General features: G+C 60.3%; 14 protein-coding genes. 5 read left to right on the top strand and 9 right to left on the bottom strand.

Annotated elements, in window-relative coordinates:
• Positions 1-21 precede the first annotated feature (21 nt).
• Together AACR93_RS02515 and mpl are read right to left on the bottom strand one after the other, a co-directional pair.
• Positions 22-633 carry a flavin prenyltransferase UbiX gene (locus tag AACR93_RS02515; protein ID WP_043849929.1) on the bottom strand — a complete coding sequence of 204 codons (612 nt, stop codon included), beginning with the start codon at positions 631-633 and terminating at the stop codon, positions 22-24.
• Positions 630-2000 (bottom strand): UDP-N-acetylmuramate:L-alanyl-gamma-D-glutamyl-meso-diaminopimelate ligase, encoded by a 1371-nt coding sequence (mpl, locus tag AACR93_RS02520; protein ID WP_043849930.1) that lies wholly within the window; start codon positions 1998-2000, stop codon positions 630-632. Before mpl ends, AACR93_RS02515 begins: the two co-directional genes overlap by 4 nt.
• A gap of 259 nt (positions 2001-2259) precedes the next feature.
• On the opposite strand from mpl, the gene AACR93_RS02525 reads away from it, so the two are divergent.
• Complete coding sequence (locus AACR93_RS02525; RefSeq protein WP_043849931.1) at positions 2260-2961, top strand: phosphatase PAP2 family protein; 702 nt, start codon at positions 2260-2262, stop codon at positions 2959-2961.
• Positions 2962-3024: 63 nt separating this feature from the next.
• Here the strand turns inward: AACR93_RS02525 and galE are convergent, their stop codons facing one another.
• From galE to barA, 7 genes are all read right to left on the bottom strand, one after another.
• Positions 3025-4041, bottom strand: coding sequence for a UDP-glucose 4-epimerase GalE (gene galE, locus AACR93_RS02530; protein WP_043849932.1), 1017 nt, complete (start codon positions 4039-4041; stop codon positions 3025-3027).
• Positions 4042-4126: 85 nt separating this feature from the next.
• Complete coding sequence (locus tag AACR93_RS02535; RefSeq protein ID WP_043849933.1) at positions 4127-5134, bottom strand: hybrid-cluster NAD(P)-dependent oxidoreductase; 1008 nt, start codon at positions 5132-5134, stop codon at positions 4127-4129.
• 111 nt (positions 5135-5245) lie between these two features.
• Positions 5246-6895, bottom strand: a complete 1650-nt coding sequence (gene hcp / locus AACR93_RS02540) for a hydroxylamine reductase (protein ID WP_043849934.1) — start codon at positions 6893-6895, stop codon at positions 5246-5248.
• Between the two features lie 204 nt (positions 6896-7099).
• The gene (locus AACR93_RS02545; protein ID WP_043849935.1) at positions 7100-7567 is read right to left on the bottom strand and encodes a Dps family protein; all 468 of its coding nucleotides are present in this window, start codon (positions 7565-7567) and stop codon (positions 7100-7102) included.
• A gap of 153 nt (positions 7568-7720) precedes the next feature.
• Complete coding sequence (locus tag AACR93_RS02550; protein WP_082044054.1) at positions 7721-8602, bottom strand: N-acetylmuramoyl-L-alanine amidase; 882 nt, start codon at positions 8600-8602, stop codon at positions 7721-7723.
• A 30-nt stretch (positions 8603-8632) separates the two neighbouring features.
• Positions 8633-9112: a YehS family protein gene (locus tag AACR93_RS02555; RefSeq protein ID WP_043849936.1), complete on the bottom strand. Its 480-nt coding sequence runs from the start codon at positions 9110-9112 to the stop codon at positions 8633-8635.
• Positions 9113-9208: 96 nt separating this feature from the next.
• Positions 9209-11920, bottom strand: a complete 2712-nt coding sequence (barA, locus tag AACR93_RS02560; protein ID WP_043849937.1) for a two-component sensor histidine kinase BarA — start codon at positions 11918-11920, stop codon at positions 9209-9211.
• 76 nt (positions 11921-11996) lie between these two features.
• Here barA and rlmD point away from each other — a divergent pair, with 76 nt between their 5' ends.
• The 4 genes from rlmD to pyrG all read left to right on the top strand — a co-directional run bounded on the left by rlmD (position 11997) and on the right by pyrG (position 18405).
• Positions 11997-13319 carry a 23S rRNA (uracil(1939)-C(5))-methyltransferase RlmD gene (rlmD, locus tag AACR93_RS02565; RefSeq protein ID WP_043849938.1) on the top strand — a complete coding sequence of 441 codons (1323 nt, stop codon included), beginning with the start codon at positions 11997-11999 and terminating at the stop codon, positions 13317-13319.
• 211 nt (positions 13320-13530) lie between these two features.
• Positions 13531-15744 carry a GTP diphosphokinase gene (gene relA, locus AACR93_RS02570; protein ID WP_040068329.1) on the top strand — a complete coding sequence of 738 codons (2214 nt, stop codon included), beginning with the start codon at positions 13531-13533 and terminating at the stop codon, positions 15742-15744.
• 84 nt (positions 15745-15828) lie between these two features.
• Positions 15829-16626: a nucleoside triphosphate pyrophosphohydrolase gene (mazG, locus tag AACR93_RS02575; RefSeq protein WP_040068330.1), complete on the top strand. Its 798-nt coding sequence runs from the start codon at positions 15829-15831 to the stop codon at positions 16624-16626.
• Between the two features lie 141 nt (positions 16627-16767).
• Complete coding sequence (gene pyrG / locus AACR93_RS02580; protein ID WP_043849939.1) at positions 16768-18405, top strand: glutamine hydrolyzing CTP synthase; 1638 nt, start codon at positions 16768-16770, stop codon at positions 18403-18405.
• The last annotated feature ends 14 nt before the right edge of the window (positions 18406-18419 follow it).

Raw genomic sequence — 18419 nt, forward strand, 5'->3', positions numbered from 1 at the left:
TATCCGGTTTGTCTGGTCAGCTCAGCCATGGCCATAGCCCCAGCGGCTGGTCAGCTCATGCTCGACACCCAGATGATCGAGGATGCGGGCGACCATAAAGTCCACCAGATCCGCAATGCTCTTTGGCTCATGGTAGAAGCCCGGCGCGGCGGGCATGATGGTCACCCCGAGCCGCGCCAGTTTCAGCATGTTCTCCAGATGGATCGCCGAGAAGGGGCTCTCGCGGGGCACCAGGATCAGCCGGCCGCGCTCCTTGATCACTACATCCGCCGCCCGCTCCAGCAGGTTGTCGGAGGTGCCGTTGGCAATGGCCGAGACGGTGCCCATGGAGCAGGGGCAGACCACCATCTGCTTGGGCGCCGCTGAGCCGGAGGCGACTGGTGAGAACCACTCCTCCTTGCCGCAGGCGACTATCTGACCCTCTTTGGCGCCATATTGGCGACAGAGATAAGCCGATAGCTCCTTCGGTGAGCCCGGCCACTCCTGCTGCTGCTCGGTCTTGAGTACCACTCGTGCCGCCGAGGAGGCGAGCAGGTAGACCCGATAGTCCGCCTGCACCAGACACTCCAGCAGGCGCAGGGCGTAGGGGGCGCCGGAGGCACCGGTCAGCGCCAGGGTGATCGCTTTGTTCATAGTTCGCCGTGGTAATCCTTGAGGCGGGCGATCAGCTTGTCATGAATGCCGCCGAAGCCGCCGTTGCTCATGATCAGAATATGGTCGCCATCGCGGCTCTCGGCCACCAACCGGTTGATCAGGGTCTCCAGATCGTTGAACACCTTGGCGGGTCGGGTCATATGGGCCGTTACCTCGCCGAGATCCCAGCCAATGTTGGGGGGCTGGAAGAAGAACACCTCGTCGGCGCCATCGAAGCAGCTGGCCAGCTCCTCCTTGTGCACCCCCAACTTCATGGTGTTGGAACGGGGCTCCAGCACTGCCAGAATGCGGGCTTCACCCACCTTGGCGCGCAGACCGCCAAGGGTGGTTTCGATGGCTGTGGGGTGGTGGGCAAAGTCGTCATAAACGCTGATGCCGGCTACCTCGCCTTTGAGCTCCATCCGCCGCTTGGGTGATTTGAACTGGCAGAGCGCCGCAATACCGTGCTCCACCATGACACCGGCATGACGGGCGGCAGCGATGGCCATCAGGCCATTGTTGACGTTGTGTTCGCCGATGCACTCCCAGTGCACTTCGCCCTGTTTCTCGCCATCCAGCCACACCTCGAAGGCGGAGCCGTCATCGGCCAGCTTGACCGCTTTCCACTTGGCATCGTCCTGACCGACCAGCTCCACTTCGCTCCAGCAGCCCATCTTGCGCACGGCGGTGAGGTTGTCATCCGCCTGCGGGAACAGCACCCGGCCGTTGCTTGGCACGGTGCGCATCAGGTGGTGGAACTGACGTTGGATAGCGGCGAGATCCGGGAAGATGTCCGCATGGTCGAACTCCAGGTTGTTCATCACCAGGGTGCGCGGATGGTAGTGGACGAACTTGGAGCGCTTGTCGAAGAAGGCGCAGTCATACTCGTCTGCTTCGATGACGAAGAAGGGGGCAGAGCCGAGGCGGGCCGAGACCGGGAAGTTGCCCGGCACGCCGCCAATAAGGAAACCGGGCTCCAGCTTGGCGTACTCCAGCACCCAGGCCAGCATGCTGGCGGTGGTGGTTTTGCCGTGGGTACCGGCAACGGCCAGCACCCAGCGATCCTGCAGCACATGCTCCAGCAGCCACTGGGGGCCGGAGATGTAGGGCAGATTGCGGTCCAGCACATATTCAACACAGGGGTTGCCGCGGCTCATGGCGTTGCCAATCACCACCAGATCCGGCGCCGGATCAAGCTGGGAAGGGTCATAGCCTTCGGTCAGTTCGATGCCCTGTTGCTCGAGCTGGGTGCTCATGGGGGGATAGACGTTGGCGTCTGAGCCGGTCACCCGGTAACCAAGCTGTTTTGCCAACACCGCCAGACCACCCATAAAGGTGCCGCAGATCCCGAGAATGTGAATATGCATACCGCTTCCTTTCGCAGTAAAGGGAAGTGCGCATTCTAGGGTGTGTTGCCGTGGTGGCACAAGCCGCACTCATGGTGAGAGGCCCACAGACCGGGGGGCTGGGAGTAAAACTCAGTAGCCCGAACAGCAATGAAAGAGGAGGGCAAACCATTCGGTTTTATTTGAGGCTTGATTTTGTGTCGCACTTTCTTACAATTCTTCGTTTTTGTGACGCACTCAACAGTTTTACGATATCGCCCTTTTCCAAAGGAGAGTCCTCATGGGCAAGTTCCTGCTTTGCTATCTGGTCGGTGGTCTGGTGGCCATCAGTTGGGCCGCGCTGCCCGCCCATGGTCCCTGGGATCAGTGGGATCTCGCGATTTTTCACACCGTTAACGGCTGGCTCGGGCTGTCACCTTTGTGGGCCGATCTGGTGGCCATCACCAACAACCGGCTGTTCGATCTGGTGGTGCTTGGCTGCATGGGATTGATCCTGGCTCGCTGTTTCTTTGCCCGTGATATTGCTGGTCGTCGCCAACTGGTGGCGATGGGCATAGTGATGCTGCTAAGTGCACTGGTGATCAACCAGCTTGGTCACAGATTGCCGGTGGAGCGACCCAGCCCGACCCTGATGGTGGCCGATGCGCTGCGGGTGACCCAGATCAGCGGTATTCCGACCAAGGACTCTTCCGGTGACAGCTTCCCCGGGGATCACGCCCTGTTCCTGATGATCTTCGCCGGCTTTGCTCTGCGCTACCTGCCGCGCTGGGCTGGGATCACTGCGCTGCTGATGGTACCGCTTTTCTCCGCCCCCCGGATTTTCTCCGGCGCGCACTGGTTTACCGATGTCTATGTCGGCGCGCTGGGGCTGGCGACCCTCTGTCTGCCTTGGGTAGTGCTGACGCCGCTATCGGATCGCCTGATTGCGCGAATCGAACCCTATCTGGCCCCTTTGCCGCTGTTGCGCAGTCAGAGTAACTGAATTCCCTGTGGCAAAAACAACAACGCCCCGGCATGCCGGGGCGTTTTGCTATCTGGCCATGGGTCAGTCGGCCTGGTAGCCGTTGGGATTCTGGCTTTGCCAGCGCCAGGTATCGATCATCATCTGCTCCAGACCACGCTCGGCCTGCCAGCCCAGCTCGGCGCGGGCCTTGTGCGGCTCTGCCCAGCACTCGGCGATGTCGCCGGGACGACGGGGTTTGATCTGGTAGGGAATGGGGCGGCCGCTGGCCGCTTCAAACGCCTTGATCATCTCCAGCACCGAATAGCCCTGACCGGTGCCCAGGTTATAGGTAAAGACGCCGGTATCCGATTCGATGCGAGCCAGCGCTTTCAGGTGACCGATGGCCAGATCCACCACGTGGATGTAGTCTCGCACCCCGGTACCGTCCGGCGTCGGGTAGTCGTTGCCAAACACCCCCAGCTCCTTGAGCTTGCCCACGCCGACCTGACTGATATAGGGCAGCAGGTTGTTGGGGATGCCGTTGGGATCTTCACCGATGAGGCCGCTCTCGTGGGCACCGACCGGGTTGAAGTAGCGCAGCAGCACGATGGCCCAGCGGGGATCGGATTTGGCGAGGTCGCGCAGGATCTCCTCCACCATCAGCTTGGAGCGGCCATAAGGGTTGGTGGCGCTGGTGGGGAAATCTTCCCGCAGCGGTACTGAGGCCGGATCGCCATAGACGGTAGCCGAGGAGCTGAATACCAGCCGGAACACGCCGGCCCTGGCCATCTCTTCGCACAGCACCAGGGTGCCGCTGATGTTGTTCTGGTAGTAGGTGAGCGGGATCTGGCTGGACTCCCCGACTGCCTTGAGCCCGGCAAAATGGATCACCGACTCGATCTGGTGGGCTGCAAACAGCTGCTGCAGGCAGGCTCTGTCCAGCACATCCCCTTCGACGAAGATGACCGGCTTGCCGGTGATCTGTTCGACCCGCTTGAGTGACTCGGGGGAGGAGTTGGAGAGGTTGTCGAGTACCACGACCTGCTGCCCGGCGTTCAAGAGTTCAACCAGGGTATGGGAGCCGATATAGCCGGCGCCCCCTGTAACCAGAATTGTCATTTTTTATCCCGTCTTCGACTGAAACTGGAGCTGAGTCTACCTGCCCGGCCCACTAGGGAAAAGCGCGAGATGCCAGGAACGAGCTTCAATAGTCGACGCTGACATCTCCGCTGGCGGTGCAGGAACAGGCCAGTGCTACTCCACTCTCGAGATCCTGCGCACTCAGGGTCATCACGCTCTGGCGCTCGATATCGCCTTCCGTGGTGCAGCGGCAGGCGCCGCATACCCCGGCGCGGCAGGCGGCCATCATGGTCTCGCCCGCCCCTTCCAGCGCCGCCAGCAGGGTCTGGCCCGGCAGGAGCTTCACCTTCTTGCCGCTCTTTTTCAGGGTTAGCCAGAAGTGGTCGCTGCTGGTTGCAACTGGCGCCGTACTCGATGTAACCGCAGGCAGACCGAACGACTCCTGGTGCAACTGCGCTGCCGGTAGCCCCAGCTCCGCCAGCATGGTGCTGACTGCTGTCATGTAAGGCGCAGGCCCGCACAGATAGACGTGGCGGCTCAAAAGATCTGGTACCAATTCCCGCAACATGTCCGCTGTGAGCCGGCCAACCCAGGGGTGATCAGAAGGGGCTTCTTCCAGAATCAGGGCGTGCCGTACACCGGCATGGGCCGCGGCCAGCGCTGCCAAGTCGTCTGCGAAGATCACATCCTCCGGCGAGCGGGCGCTGTGAATAAAGCGAATGTCGGCGTCCGGCCGTTTGGCCAGCTCGTCGCGCAGCATGGCCCACATGGGGGTGATGCCGGAACCGGCACTGAGCATCAGCGGCCGCTCGCAGGGCAAGGCAGTTAGGTTGAAATCGCCGAAGGGGCCATCCACCCGGATCTCGTCCCCCACTTGCAGAGTCTGGTGCAGGTGGTGGGAGACCAGCCCCACATCCTTGATGGTGACCTGCCAGCAGGCATCCTGCGGGCTGGAGGAGAGGGTATAGGCGCGGCAGTGAGGCTTGCCATCGATCTCGGTATGCAGGGTGATGCACTGGCCAGCCAGCACGGCTGGCAAGGTTCCCGCCACTGGGGAAAGTCGCCAACTCGCCACGTCGTGGGTATCTGCCCGGCGACTGATGCAGCGCAGGGTCAAAGAGGTGGAGGTCATCACAAGGCTCCTTAAGTTTGAAACGGTTTGAAAAACGTCTGGTGAAAAAGCCGGAACCAGAAAAAAGGCGAGCTGGGCGGCTCGCCAAACGCTTACAACATGAGGTGCCGATCAGGCCGCCAGGATCTCGGCCAAGTCAGCCTCGGCCGTAGTGGTCCCTTTCAGGCCAAACTGCTCCTCCAGTACCTTGAGCAGGGCTGGGGTGAGGAAGGCGGGGGCGGTCGGGCCGGTACGAATGTCCTTCACACCCAGCGCCAGCAGGGTGAGCAGGATGACAATGGCCTTCTGCTCGAACCAGGAGAGCACCAGCGTCAGCGGCAGATCGTTGACGCCGCACTCGAACGCCTCGGAGAGCGCCAGCGCGAGCTGGATGGCGGAGTAGGCATCGTTGCACTGACCCACGTCCAGCAGACGGGGAATGCCGCCGATGTCGCCAAAGTCGAGCTTGTTGAACTTGTACTTGCCGCAACCCAGCGTGAGCAGCAGGCTATCGCGCGGCGCCGCTTTGGCAAACTCGGTAAAGTAGGCGCGCTCGGCCTTGTCACCGTCACAGCCACCCACCAGGAAGAAGTGGCTGATCTCCCCAGCCTTGACCTTCTCGATCACCGCGGGAGCGGCCTGCATCAAGGCGTTGCGGGCAAAGCCGATGGTGATGAAGTGCTCGAGTTCGATGTGCTTGAAGCCTTCCAGCGCTTGCGCCTTGGCGATCACGGCGGAGAAATCATCCCCCTCCAGATGGGTTACGCCCGGCCAGCCGACGATGGAGCGGGTGAAGATGCGATCCGAGTAGTTGCCCACGTTCGGGTCGATGATGCAGTTGGAGGTCATCACCACGGCGCCCGGGAAGTTGGCAAACTCCTTCTGCTGGTTTTGCCAGGCGGAGCCATAGTTACCCACCAGATGGGGGTACTGCTTGAAGAAGGGGTAGGCCAGTGCGGGCAGCATCTCGCCGTGGGTGTAGACATGAATGCCGGCCCCCTTGGTCTGCTCCAGAATGAGCTTGAGATCCATCATGTCGTGGCCGGAGACCAGAATGCACTTGCCGGGAATTGGCGTGACCCTGACCTGGGTCGGTTCCGGGTGGCCGAAGGCCCTGGTTTCACCCAGATCCAGCATCTCCATGATTTTGAAGTTGAGCTGGCCGATCTCCATGGCGCAGTTGAACAGACGACCCATTTCGCTCGGATCTGTGCTGAGCCAGCTCATGATACGGTGGAATTCGGCGGCCACCTCGTCACTCTGCTGATCCAGCACCCGGGCGTGCTCCATGTAGGCGGCAGCACCCTTGAGGCCGTAAAGGCAGAGCAGGCGCAGCCCCATGATGTCCTCGTTCACCTCGCTCTTGCCCCGATTGGGGGCGGCTGGCGCGGCATGGGCGAGCTGTTCCAGCAGCTTGGCACCGGGCTCGAAGTGGGCGGATGATGGCAAATCGTTGACCTGCACCGCCATGGCGGTCAGACGATCGGCCAGCTGCTGGCGATAGGTCAGCGCCTGGTTGACATACGCCACGATGCGGGCGGAGTCGAAGTTGACGTTGGTGAGGGTGGCGAAGAAGGCCTTGGGCACGAAGGCGTCGATCTCGCGGTCGATGATGCCCTGTTCGCGGGCAGCCAGTGCCCAGGCGCTGAGCCCCTGCAGGGTATAGATCAGTACATCCTGCAGATCCGAGGTTTCCGCCGTCTTGCCGCACATACCTTGTGCGTAGGCACAGCCGTTGCCAGCCGGGGTACGAATAGTCTGTTCACATTGCACACAAAACATCATGCCTCTCCTAATTGGACATTTCAGTTGTCTGTTTTGTGGCGATTCTATTCCTCTCGCGAAAAACTTAATAGGTATTCATTTTGCCAATTAAGGTTCCCTTGATGCAGATCAAAAACAAAAAAGCCGCCCAAACAGGGCGGCAAGCGGGTGGATAAAGGAGAGACAACTCGGGTTTGCAACAAAGCTCACTTCAACAATGGGTCAGGCCAGGTAGGCGCGCAGCATCCAGACCAGTTTCTCCTGCTGTTGCACGTAGTCGGAGAGGATGGACGCTGTCCCTTCATCACCGGCATCGGCGGCCTGAGCCAGAATGCGGCGCTGAGCCACCAGCAGTTCACGGAAGCTCACCAGCAGGGATTCGACACAGGCACGACCGTCGTGCAGCCCTTTCTGTTCGGGAATAGCGGAGACCTTGATGTAGTCGCTGAAGCTGTGCAGCGGCACGCTATCCAGGGTCAGGATGCGTTCTGCCAGGGCATCGACTTTCAGCAGCAGGTCGTTGTAGATCTCCTCGAACTTCAGGTGCAGCTCGAAGAACTGGTTGCCACGGATATTCCAGTGGAAGCCGCGGACGTTCATGTAGAGGATCTGGTAGCTGGCCAGCAACTTGTTCAGCTCGGCAGCCAGAGCTTGTGATTGAGCGGTATCAAGACCAATCGGGCTTTTCATCATTCACCTCCAGATAAGGAAATCGGGTTTGACAATCTGTCTTGGAACGAACTCAGATTAACCCCTTGTTATTTGAAGGGATAATCGCTCGTACCTAACAGTTTGATAGCGAGTGGCTATCAAAGCGGGGGAGTGAAGTGGTGAAAGGGTGGGCTAGTTTGGGTACTTCTCGAGCAGGGCCATCAGGATGGCCTGACACTCGCTATCCGGCTCGCTATCGACGTTGCCAGCGCGAAAGTGGAGCTGGAAGGCACGCATGACGGCGCGACTCTGCTCGTCCCACTGGCCGCTCTGGGGGAGGCCGTAGCCGTAGCGAGCCAACTGCTGCTGCCACATGGTGGCACTCCATTCGGGCAGAGGGTTGGCAAGCAGCTCTGCCACCCGGCTTTCATCTGGCCAGGCGCCGACGCCGTACTCAAGATAGAGCTGACGCCAGGGGAAGTGGGGGCCGGGATCCTGCTTGCGCTCGGGGGCGACGTCGCTGTGAGCCAGCACCTGGGTCGGTGGAATGTGGTAGCGGGCGACCAGCTTGCGGCTGAGGGCGCCGACGGCGGCAATCTGCTGCGGGGTATAGGGTTGCCAGCGGCGGGCATCGGGGGCCAGCTGCTCATCTTCCGGCGGATAGCCGAGATTGACGATCTCGATGCCAAGGGAGCTGGCATTGAGCCCGGCATATTGGTGCCAGCGGCTGCGCCCTGCATGCCAGGCGCGCTGGCTATCCGGCACCAGCTGATAGACGGGGAGCGGTGTCTCGCGGCTGTCGCGGGGGATCAGGTAGTGGGCGCTCACCTTGTGATCCTGCTCGGTCAGCAGGCGCAGGGAGTGGGCGTCATCTTCGTCGGTGTAGTGCAGGATAAGAAAGGCGATCCGCTCGTTCTGGTTGGCGCTCTGATAGCGAGTGGAGAGCTGGTAGCTCTGCTGGTTGCAGCCTTGCAGCAAAGAGCCAAGCAGCGTGCCGAGAAGCAGCGATGCGGCGATGCGCCATCCCCTGACTGCTCGACGTTTGGGCAGTGTGATGGAGAGGCGCTTCGTCATGGCTGCTGGCCTGCCGGTTGAGCGGTGCAGTTAGCTGCGGTATTTGGCGGTGAGGCCGAGCAGGAAGTTGCGCAGGATCTGATCCCCGCAATCCTGATAGTGCTTGTGATCCTTGGCGCGGAACAGGGCGCTCAGCTCGGATTTGGAGAGGTTGAAGTTGGCGAGCTTGAGCGTGCCGAGCATATCCTCTTCCTTGAAGTTGAGGGCGATGCGCAGCTTGCGCAGGATCAGGTTGTTGTTGATCCGGTTTGGCACCACCTGGGGCGGCGCATCTTCCCGCACACCGCGACGGGTGACGATGAGACCATCGAGGAACTGGCTCAGGGCGGAGTCGGGGCAGGCGGCATAGCCCGCTTCCTGCACTTCTCCCTCTTCGGCCTCTTTCATCAGCCAGCCGTGCAGTTGGGCATGGTCGATGGCCAGATTGCCCTTGGCAAACATCTCGACCATCTCGTCGTTGCTGATGGTTAGGGCGTAGCGCAGGCGGCGCAGAATATCGTTGTTGGTCATGCTGACTCCTGTTTAAACGGCGCAACTTTACCATCTGTCGGCCCCCGCGTCAGAAAAAGCGGGGAAACGATATCTCCGGGCGCGTACCAGTTTGACTCAATTAAGGTAGCGTGGCGCCTCCTGGCGCACCAGCTCAAGGGCATCCTGCAGCTCCAGCAGCTCGGGCTCCAGCTCGCAGACCGGCACGCCGTCGCGCAGCTGTTGCTCCAGTTGTGACAGCAGCCGCTGCAGACCGGGCACGCCCGAGTAGGCGCAGCCGCCGTTGAGACGATGGAGCTGGGCCAGCACTTCGCTGTCGTCGATGGCACCCGCAAGGGCGGCATCCAGCACAGGCTCCACCTCGTCGAAACTGGCCAGCAGCATGGTCAGCATCTCTCTGGCCAGCTCCTCCTTGCCTGCCGCCTGACGCACCGCCAGCGCCCAGTCGATCTGCTGATCGCCGACAATCTGGTGACGGCGATCGGCAAAGTCGGTGATGAGTCTGGCCAGCATGCTCTCGTCGATGGGCTTGGCCAGATAGTCATCCATCCCCTGGCGGATCAGGCGCTCCCGCTCGCCGGGAATGGCGTGAGCTGTCACCGCGACGATCGGGGTTTCGGTATTGAGGGACTGGCTGCGGATCGCCTGGGTGGCGCTGATGCCATCCATGATCGGCATCTGGATATCCATGAAGATAATGTCGAACGGCTGGCTCTGGGCCTGTTTGACCGCCTCCTTGCCGTTCTTGCAGAGCACGACCTGAGTCACCATCTCCCGGAGCATGGCGGCGATGAGCTTGAGGTTGGCGGCGTTGTCATCCACCGCCAGCACCTTGATCGGTTGCAGCTGGCGAGCAGATGGCTGGGCCGGCAGCAGCTGGCGGCTTGCCTCCGGGGTGAGCAGTGCGTGCAGCAGCTTGCGATGGTTGAGCGGCTTGGAGAGACAGTGCTGGGCTCCGTGAGCCAGCATCGCCTCGTAGAGCGCCGGCTCATGACTGCTGAGCAGCACTATGGTGTTCTGCTGCTGGCCATTCAGGCTGTCGAGTCGGCTGATCACCTGTTGCGGAGTATGCAGGGTGCTGCTGCCAATGAGCACAATGTCCTGCTCACTCATCTCTGGCCAGGGGGCATCGTTTGTCAGTAACTGCACATCGAGCTGCCACTCGGCCAGCAGCGCCAGCAGGGCGGCGCGAGCAAAGGGGTCCGGCTCCAGCAGCCAGAGCCGTTTGTTGCGGATGCGATCCAGCGGCAGCTGATCGGTCTGCGGCAGGGGAGAGACCTCCAGATCCAGGCTGAAAGAGAAGATTGAGCCCTTGTCCAGCTCCGACTCGAAGCGGATCTGGCCGCCCATCTGCTGCACCAGCTTCTGGGTGATGACCAGACCCAGTCCGGTGCCGCCATAACGGCGCGAGATGGAGGAGTCGGCCTGATTGAAAGCCTGGAACAGCTGGCGCTGCTGCTCTTCCGAGATGCCGATGCCGGTATCCCGGATCCGCACGTTGAGTTTCACCTTGTGGTTGCTGCTGCCGAGCTGCTCGATATGAACATCCACGTTGCCGCGCTCGGTGAACTTGATGGCGTTGCCGGTGAGGTTGGTCAGCACCTGCTGCAGACGCATGGGGTCGCCGGTGAGGGTATCGGGGACATCCGCATCGACCCGCAAAGAGAGCTCCAGCTGCTTGTCGTGGGCGCTGGGGCCGAGCAGGTGCATGGTCTCGTTGAGGGTGTCGCGCAGGCTGAAGGGGATATGCTCCAGCTGCAGCTTGCCCGCCTCCAGTTTGGAGAAGTCGAGGATGTCGTTGATGATGCCAAGCAGGTTGCGCGCCGACTTCTCGATGGTCTGCATGTAGTCGGTCTGGCTCGGCGTGAGGCTGGTCTTGAGCAGCTGGCGGGTAAAACCGATGACGCCGTTGAGCGGGGTGCGCAGCTCGTGAGACATGTTGGCGAGGAACTCCGACTTGACCCTTGCCGCCTCCTGCGCCCGCTTCTTGGCCATGTCGAGTTCGACGTTCTGGATCTCGATCTGCTCCAGCGTCTCGCGCAAATCCGAGGTGGCCTGATCGATATTCTGCTGCATCTCCTCGTGATATTCGGAGAGCGCCTTGGCCATGGCGTTGATACCGTTTTTCAGCATGTCCAGCTCGCCGGTCAGCTCGCCGCTGACCCGGGTATCGAGCCGCCCTTCCCGGATCTTGTGCACCGCCTGCACCATGTTGGTGATGGGCTGGGTCACGCTCTTGACCAGCCGGAAACCAAACAGGGTACTGACGGCGACTCCGAGCAGCACCATGATGATGGCGAAGAAGGTATCGCGGTAGTGGAGCAGCATGGCGCGATCCGTGGTCATCTGCATCGAGATGTAACCGATCATCGGCGGCTCCACATCGCTGGGCAGCGGGAAGCCATCCATGGTAGTTTCGGCCTGGATCGGGGTGCGCAATATGATGTCGTCACCGTAGAGGGTGATGCTGGTCAGCTCCGGAATCGGCTCGCCATCGGGCAGCTGCAACCGGGTGAAGTCCCTGTGATAGTTGGACGTCACGAACAGTTGGTTGTCCTGAGTGAAGACGGCGATGGACTTGATGAGCGGCGAGTTCTTGCGATGGGTCAGACCAATCAGCCGCTTGAGGGATTCGCGGCTGTGCTGGGTCATACCATATTCACTGGCGATGGCCAGTGGCTCTATGATGTTGATCCCTTGATCGATCAGGTTGTTTTCCAGCTGCTGGTAGCGATGGAAGGTGAAGTAGCCGGCCATCAGGCCACCGATGATCAAGGTGGGTAATATGGTAAATGCCAGCACCCGCGCCCGAAGGCCGTATTTGGTCATACTATTATTCTTGTGGGACAATAGCCTGCTGCAGATTCCACAATCATGACATAGCCACCTATAGGCACCAAGTTTTATGGCCCAGTTTTTCAAGCCCCAAAAGAAATCCACCCAACCCCAACGCATTGAATTTACGGTAGACACCCTCGATCACCACTGTGTCGGGATCGGTCGTCATCAAGGCAAGGCGATCTTCGTTGAAGGGGCGCTGCCCGGCGAGACCATCAAGGCCCGTATCATTGACGACAAAAAGCAGTATGGCCATGCCGCTCTGCAACAGGTGGTGACACCAGCCGCCAATCGTATCGCCCCCTTCTGCAGCCACTACCGCGAGTGCGGTGGTTGCAGCGCCCAGCATATGTCGGTGGCGGATCAGCAGGCAGCCAAGGCGGCCGGGCTGGTCAATCTGTTCGAGCGTCTCGGCAATATCAGTGCACCTGCACTGGAGCCGGTGCTGACTGGCGAGGAGCGTGCCTATCGCCGGGTCTGCCGGCTGGCCATCAAATTCGACAAGAACGGTCGCTGCACCCGGGTCGGTTTTCGTCGCCGCAACAGCAACGATCTGGTGGAGATCGAATGGTGCCCGGTGCTGGCCGAACCGCTCTCTGCACTGATTGCGCCGCTGCGCGAGTGCCTCAATCGCTTGAAGAGCCAGCGCGAGCTGGGTCATGCCGAACTGATCCAGGCGGAGCAGGGGATCATGATGCTGCTGCGTCATACCGGTCGTCCCAACGAGACGGATCGGGCGCAGCTGGTAGAGTTTGCAACCGGGCAGGGTATCGACCTCTATCTGCAGGCGGCCGACGACAAGATAGTGCCGCTGCATCAGCAGTTCGAACCCTCTTACTCGCTGGATGGCCTGTCTCTTGCATTTGCTCCGGGTGACTTCATTCAGGTCAACGGCCCCGTAAACCAGCAGATGGTCGATCAGGCGCTTTCATGGCTTGGGGCGGGCAAGGATGACAAGGTACTCGATCTCTTCTGCGGCATCGGCAACTTTACCCTGCCGCTGGCCCGTCAGGCCCGCGAAGTGGTGGGGGTGGAAGGTGAGCTGGCCATGGTGGCGCGCGCCGAAGAGAACGCCCGTCGCAATGGCATCAGCAACGTCCGTTTCTACAAGGCGGACTTGAGCGGCGATATCGTCGGCATGTCCTGGGCGCGGGAAGGGTTCGATCTGGTACTGCTGGATCCGGCTCGTCCAGGTGCGCTGGAGGTGATGGAGCACGTCGTGAAACTTTCACCCAAGCGGGTGGTCTACGTCTCCTGTAATCCGGTGACGCTGGCGCGCGATAGCCAGGTGCTGGTGAAGGGCGGTTATCGACTGGTGCGGTTGGGCATGCTCGACATGTTCCCCCACACCGGTCATCTGGAGTCCATGGCCCTCTTCGAGCGGGGCTAGCGAGTGCTCATCAGCAACCTGAACTGAAGCTGTTTGAGCAGACGTGATTGGGGTAACCTAGCCCCTCGTAATTCGGCTGGGCCTGCCGGAGAGACCTATTGTCTTTTTTGACAATATGCCTTGAAACCCTCTCCGGAAATCCCCATTTGAGGCGATCTCACAAGGGGTGAAAGTGACTACTTTCGGCCAAACACTTTAAAGGATTGATACCATGGTTGCGGTTCGCGATATTCATTTGAAAGACAACTTCACTTTGGAGGAGTGGGTCAGCTCGCTCACCCTGAGTGACAGTGACAAGGAGCAGTTGCGAACCGTCTACCAGTATTGCCTGACGTTGGGCGACGAGGCCCTCACCAGCAAGCTGCTGGTGCGCGGCATCGAGATGGTGGGCATCCTGCTGATGCTCAGCATGGATCTCGGTACCCTCAAGGCCGCCATCATCTACCCCTTTGTCGAAGCCGGTCTCATCAGCCAGGAGCGGATGGACGAGGACTTTGGGCCCAAGATCGCCAAGCTGGTGGAAGGGGTACTGGAGATGGAGGCCATCCGCTCCCTGCAGACCCTCCATCGTAGCGAAACCTCGCCGGAGCAGGTCGACAACGTGCGTCGCATGTTGCTCGCCATGGTCGAGGATGTGCGTGCCGTGGTCATCAAGCTGGCCGAGCGGATCGCCTGCCTGCGGGAAGCGAAAAAGGCGGATGAAGAGACCCGGGTGCTGATGGCCCAGGAGATCACCAACATCTATGCGCCGCTGGCCAACCGGCTCGGTATCGGTCAGCTCAAGTGGGAGCTTGAAGATCTCGCCTTCCGCTACCTGCACCCGGAAACCTACAAGCAGATCGCCAAACAGCTGGATGAGAAGCGGCTCGATCGGGAGCGCTACATTCAGGAGTTTGTGCGCTCCCTGCGCGATGCGCTGAAAGAGGCGGGGGTCGAGGCCGAGGTCTACGGCCGGCCGAAACACATCTACAGCATCTGGCGCAAGATGCAGAAGAAGCACCTCGAATTCAACGAGCTGTTCGACGTGCGTGCGGTGCGGGTGGTAACCAAGCGGCTGCAGGATTGCTATGCGGCGCTCGGCATCGTTCACACTCACTTCCACCACATTCCCCGCGAGTTTGACGACTACGTCGCCAACCCAAAACCCAACGGCTACCAGTCCATCCACACCGTAGTGGTGGGGCCGGAGGGCAAGACGGTCGAGATCCAGATCCGTACCGACCAGATGCATCAGGATGCCGAGCTCGGCGTCGCTGCCCACTGGCGCTACAAGGAGGGTCCGCAGGCTGGCGGCAAGGCCAACACCTTCGAAGACAAGATCGAGTGGCTGCGCAAGCTGCTCGCCTGGCAGGAGGATCTCTCCGAGAGCGGCTCCCTGCTGGAAGACCTGCGCAGTCAGGTGTTCGAGGACAGGGTCTATGTCTTCACCCCGAAAGGGGATGTCATCGACTTGCCGGCGGGCGCCACCCCGCTCGACTTCGCCTATCACGTGCACAGCATGATCGGCCACCGCTGCATCGGTGCCAAGATTGACGGCCGCATTGTGCCGTTCACCTACGCCCTTCAGACCGGCGATCAGGTGGAGGTGATCACCCAGAAGGAGCCGAACCCGAGCCGCGACTGGATGAACCCCAACGCCGGCTTCCTGCGCTCCAGCCGGGCGCGGGCCAAGGTGGCGACCTGGTTCAGAAAGCTGGATCGGGACAAGAATATCGTTGCCGGTCGCGAGCTGTTCGAGAAGGAGCTGGATCGCCACAACCTTAGCATGTCCAAGATCGACAAGGGCAACATGCTGCGCCGCTTCAATCTGGAGAGCACCGACGATCTGCTGGCCGGTATCGGCAGCGGCGATATCCGCATCAACCAGGTGCTCAACTATCTCGACACCTGCTACAACAAGCCGACGGCGGAAGAGGAAGATCGTCGCCTGCTGGAGAGGCTGGAGCAGAAGGCCAATGCGCCGATGCGCCACAAGCCCAAGGATCACATCGTCGTGGAAGGGGTCGGCAACCTGATGACCCATATCGCCCGCTGCTGTCAGCCGATCCCGGGCGATGCCATTCAGGGCTTCATCACCATGGGGCGCGGCGTCTCCATCCACCGGGAAGATTGCGAGCAGTTGAAAGAGCTCTCCCGGCGCAACCCGGAACGACTGATCGATGCGGTGTGGGGCGAGAACTACTCCGGCGGCTACAGCCTCACCATCCGGATCATCTCCAATGATCGCTCCGGCCTGCTGCGCGATATCACTACCGTGCTGGCCAACGAGAAGATCAATGTGATGGGGGTACGCTCACGCTCCAACGTGCGCGAGCAGACCGCCGAGATCGACATGGAGCTGGAGATCTACAACATCAACGCCTTCAACAGGGCGTTGGCCAAGCTCAGTCAGCTCAATGACGTGATCAGCGCCAAGCGCCTCTGATTGTCATCAAGAACCAACTTGTGACCGACCGCCAGGTCGGTCACTGTTTTGCCCCTGCGGTACGAATCAACAAGCGAATATCCCATGTCCCAACGTTACGATCTGCCCCAACTGCTCGACATCATGGCTCGCCTGCGCGATCCGCAAAACGGCTGCCCCTGGGATCTGAAACAGAACTTCCAGACCATAGTGCCGCACACCCTGGAAGAGGCCTACGAAGTGGCCGATGCCATCGAGACCGAAGATTGGCAGGGGTTGAAAGGGGAGCTGGGTGACCTGCTGTTTCAGGTGGTGTTTTACGCCCAGCTTGGCAAGGAGCAGGGGCTGTTCGACTTCGCCGATATCGTCGATACGGTGAGCGAGAAACTCATTCGCCGCCACCCCCATGTTTTCTCGGATGCCGACCTTGCCAACGAGCAGGCGGTAAAAGCGAACTGGGAGGCGGAAAAGGCAAAGGAGCGGGCGGCCCTCGACAAAGAGAGCGTGCTGGACGATATCCCGCTCTCGCTGCCGGCCCTGACCCGCGCCGCCAAGATCCAGAAACGCTGTGCCACCGTCGGTTTTGACTGGAAGACCCTGGGGCCGGTGGTGGACAAGATCCACGAGGAGATCGACGAGGTGATGGAAGAGGTGCTGATGGTCGATGTGGATGAGGCGCGGGTGAGCGACGAGCTCGGCGACCTGCTGTTTGCTACCGTCAATCTGGTGCGCCATCTGGGCAAGGATCCCGAGCAGGTGCTGCGGGGCGCCAACGCCAAGTTCGAGCGTCGCTTTCGTCAGGTTGAGCAGATAATCGCCGCAGAAGGGCTGAAAATGAGCGATTGCACCCTCGAAAAGCTTGATGCTGCCTGGGACAAGGCAAAGGAAACCGAGCAAAGTTGATTTGGCGCAAGATGGGGCGGCAAGGAGCCTGATAGATTTTTGCTCATTGTTTGGGAGAGGGGTTTTTGGTATACTGTTTCCCCGTCCTGCTTCATCCCCGAAGCACCCCTTAAAATTCCCTAAACTTCTTTCAGGTTCAGCATGACGACCAAATATATTTTTGTTACTGGTGGCGTTGTTTCATCCCTCGGCAAAGGCATTGCCGCAGCTTCTCTGGCAGCCATTCTGGAAGCCCGTGGTCTGGATGTGACCATCATGAAACTGGACCCCTACATCAACGTGGATCCGGGCACCATGAGCCCGACCCAGCATGGTGAAGTGTTCGTAACCGAGGACGGGGCCGAAACCGATCTGGATTTGGGTCACTACGAGCGTTTCATCCGCACCAAGATGACCCGTCGCAACAACTTTACCACCGGCCGTATCTACGCCGACGTACTGCGTAAAGAGCGTCGTGGTGACTATCTGGGCGCCACCATTCAGGTTATCCCGCACATCACCAACGCCATCAAAGAGCGGGTGATTGCCGGTGCCGAAGGCCATCAGGTTGCCATCGTCGAAGTGGGCGGTACCGTAGGTGACATCGAGTCCCTGCCGTTCCTCGAAGCCATTCGTCAGCTGGCTGCCGAAGTGGGCCGCAACAATGCCATGTTCATGCACCTGACTCTGGTTCCTTACCTGGCCGCTGCCGGTGAAGTGAAGACCAAGCCGACCCAGCACTCCGTCAAAGAGCTGCTCTCCATCGGTATCCAGCCGGATGTGTTGATCTGCCGCTCCGACCGTGCCATTCCGGCCAACGAGCGCGCCAAGATTGCCCTGTTCTGCAACGTGCCCGAGCGCGCCGTCATCTCCATGAAAGACGTCGACTCCATCTACAAGATCCCGGCACTGCTGAAATCCCAGAACCTGGACTCCTACTTCACCGAGCGTTTCGGTCTGGAGTGCAAGGAAGCCGATCTCTCCGAGTGGGAACAGGTTATCTACGAAGAGGCCAACCCGACTGGTGAAGTGACCATCGGTATGGTCGGCAAGTACGTCTCCCTGCCGGACGCCTACAAGTCCGTCAACGAGGCGCTCAAGCACGGTGGTCTCAAGACCCGTCACTCCGTCAACATCAAGTACATCGACTCTCAGGATATCGAGACCCGTGGCTCCGAGCTGCTGGAAGGTCTGGACGCGATCCTGGTGCCGGGTGGCTTCGGTGAGCGCGGTGTGGAAGGCAAAATTCTGGCTGCCCAGTATGCCCGCGAGAACAAGATCCCCTACCTGGGTATCTGCCTCGGCATGCAGGTTGCCATGATCGAATTCGCTCGCAACGTCGCGGGCATGGAAGGGGCTCACTCCTCCGAATTCAAGAAAGATTGCGCGTACCCGGTTGTCGGCCTCATCACCGAGTGGGTGGATGAAGAGGGCAACATCGAGACCCGTACCGAGAAGTCCGATCTGGGCGGTACCATGCGTCTAGGTTCCCAGCTCTGCCACCTGGTCGAAGATTCCAAGGTGCGTCAGATGTACGGCAGCCCGACCATTTACGAGCGTCACCGTCACCGTTACGAAGTCAACAACAAGCTGCTGCCGCAGATCGAGGCAGCCGGCCTGAGAGTGACCGGTCTCTCCGCTGACAAGAAGTTGGTGGAAATCATCGAGATCCCGGATCACCCCTGGTTCGTGGCCGCGCAGTTCCACCCGGAGTTCACCTCAACTCCTCGTGATGGCCACGCCCTGTTCGCCGGTTTTGTGAAGGCGGCAGGCGAGTATCAGAAGCGTAATTTGAAGTAATTGAAAATAAATGC

The sequence above is a fragment of the Aeromonas sp. L_1B5_3 genome (assembly GCF_963866575.1).
In the GTDB taxonomy this organism is placed as follows: Bacteria; Pseudomonadota; Gammaproteobacteria; order Enterobacterales; family Aeromonadaceae; genus Aeromonas; species Aeromonas jandaei.

Coding starts and splice junctions, on each gene's coding strand:
- AACR93_RS02515 (WP_043849929.1), bottom strand. CDS start 633: ATGAACAAAGCGATCACCCTGGCGCTGACCGGTGCCTCCGGCGCCCCC.
- mpl (WP_043849930.1), bottom strand. CDS start 2,000: ATGCATATTCACATTCTCGGGATCTGCGGCACCTTTATGGGTGGTCTG.
- AACR93_RS02525 (WP_043849931.1), top strand. CDS start 2,260: ATGGGCAAGTTCCTGCTTTGCTATCTGGTCGGTGGTCTGGTGGCCATC.
- galE (WP_043849932.1), bottom strand. CDS start 4,041: ATGACAATTCTGGTTACAGGGGGCGCCGGCTATATCGGCTCCCATACC.
- AACR93_RS02535 (WP_043849933.1), bottom strand. CDS start 5,134: ATGACCTCCACCTCTTTGACCCTGCGCTGCATCAGTCGCCGGGCAGAT.
- hcp (WP_043849934.1), bottom strand. CDS start 6,895: ATGTTTTGTGTGCAATGTGAACAGACTATTCGTACCCCGGCTGGCAAC.
- AACR93_RS02545 (WP_043849935.1), bottom strand. CDS start 7,567: ATGAAAAGCCCGATTGGTCTTGATACCGCTCAATCACAAGCTCTGGCT.
- AACR93_RS02550 (WP_082044054.1), bottom strand. CDS start 8,602: ATGACGAAGCGCCTCTCCATCACACTGCCCAAACGTCGAGCAGTCAGG.
- AACR93_RS02555 (WP_043849936.1), bottom strand. CDS start 9,112: ATGACCAACAACGATATTCTGCGCCGCCTGCGCTACGCCCTAACCATC.
- barA (WP_043849937.1), bottom strand. CDS start 11,920: ATGACCAAATACGGCCTTCGGGCGCGGGTGCTGGCATTTACCATATTA.
- rlmD (WP_043849938.1), top strand. CDS start 11,997: ATGGCCCAGTTTTTCAAGCCCCAAAAGAAATCCACCCAACCCCAACGC.
- relA (WP_040068329.1), top strand. CDS start 13,531: ATGGTTGCGGTTCGCGATATTCATTTGAAAGACAACTTCACTTTGGAG.
- mazG (WP_040068330.1), top strand. CDS start 15,829: ATGTCCCAACGTTACGATCTGCCCCAACTGCTCGACATCATGGCTCGC.
- pyrG (WP_043849939.1), top strand. CDS start 16,768: ATGACGACCAAATATATTTTTGTTACTGGTGGCGTTGTTTCATCCCTC.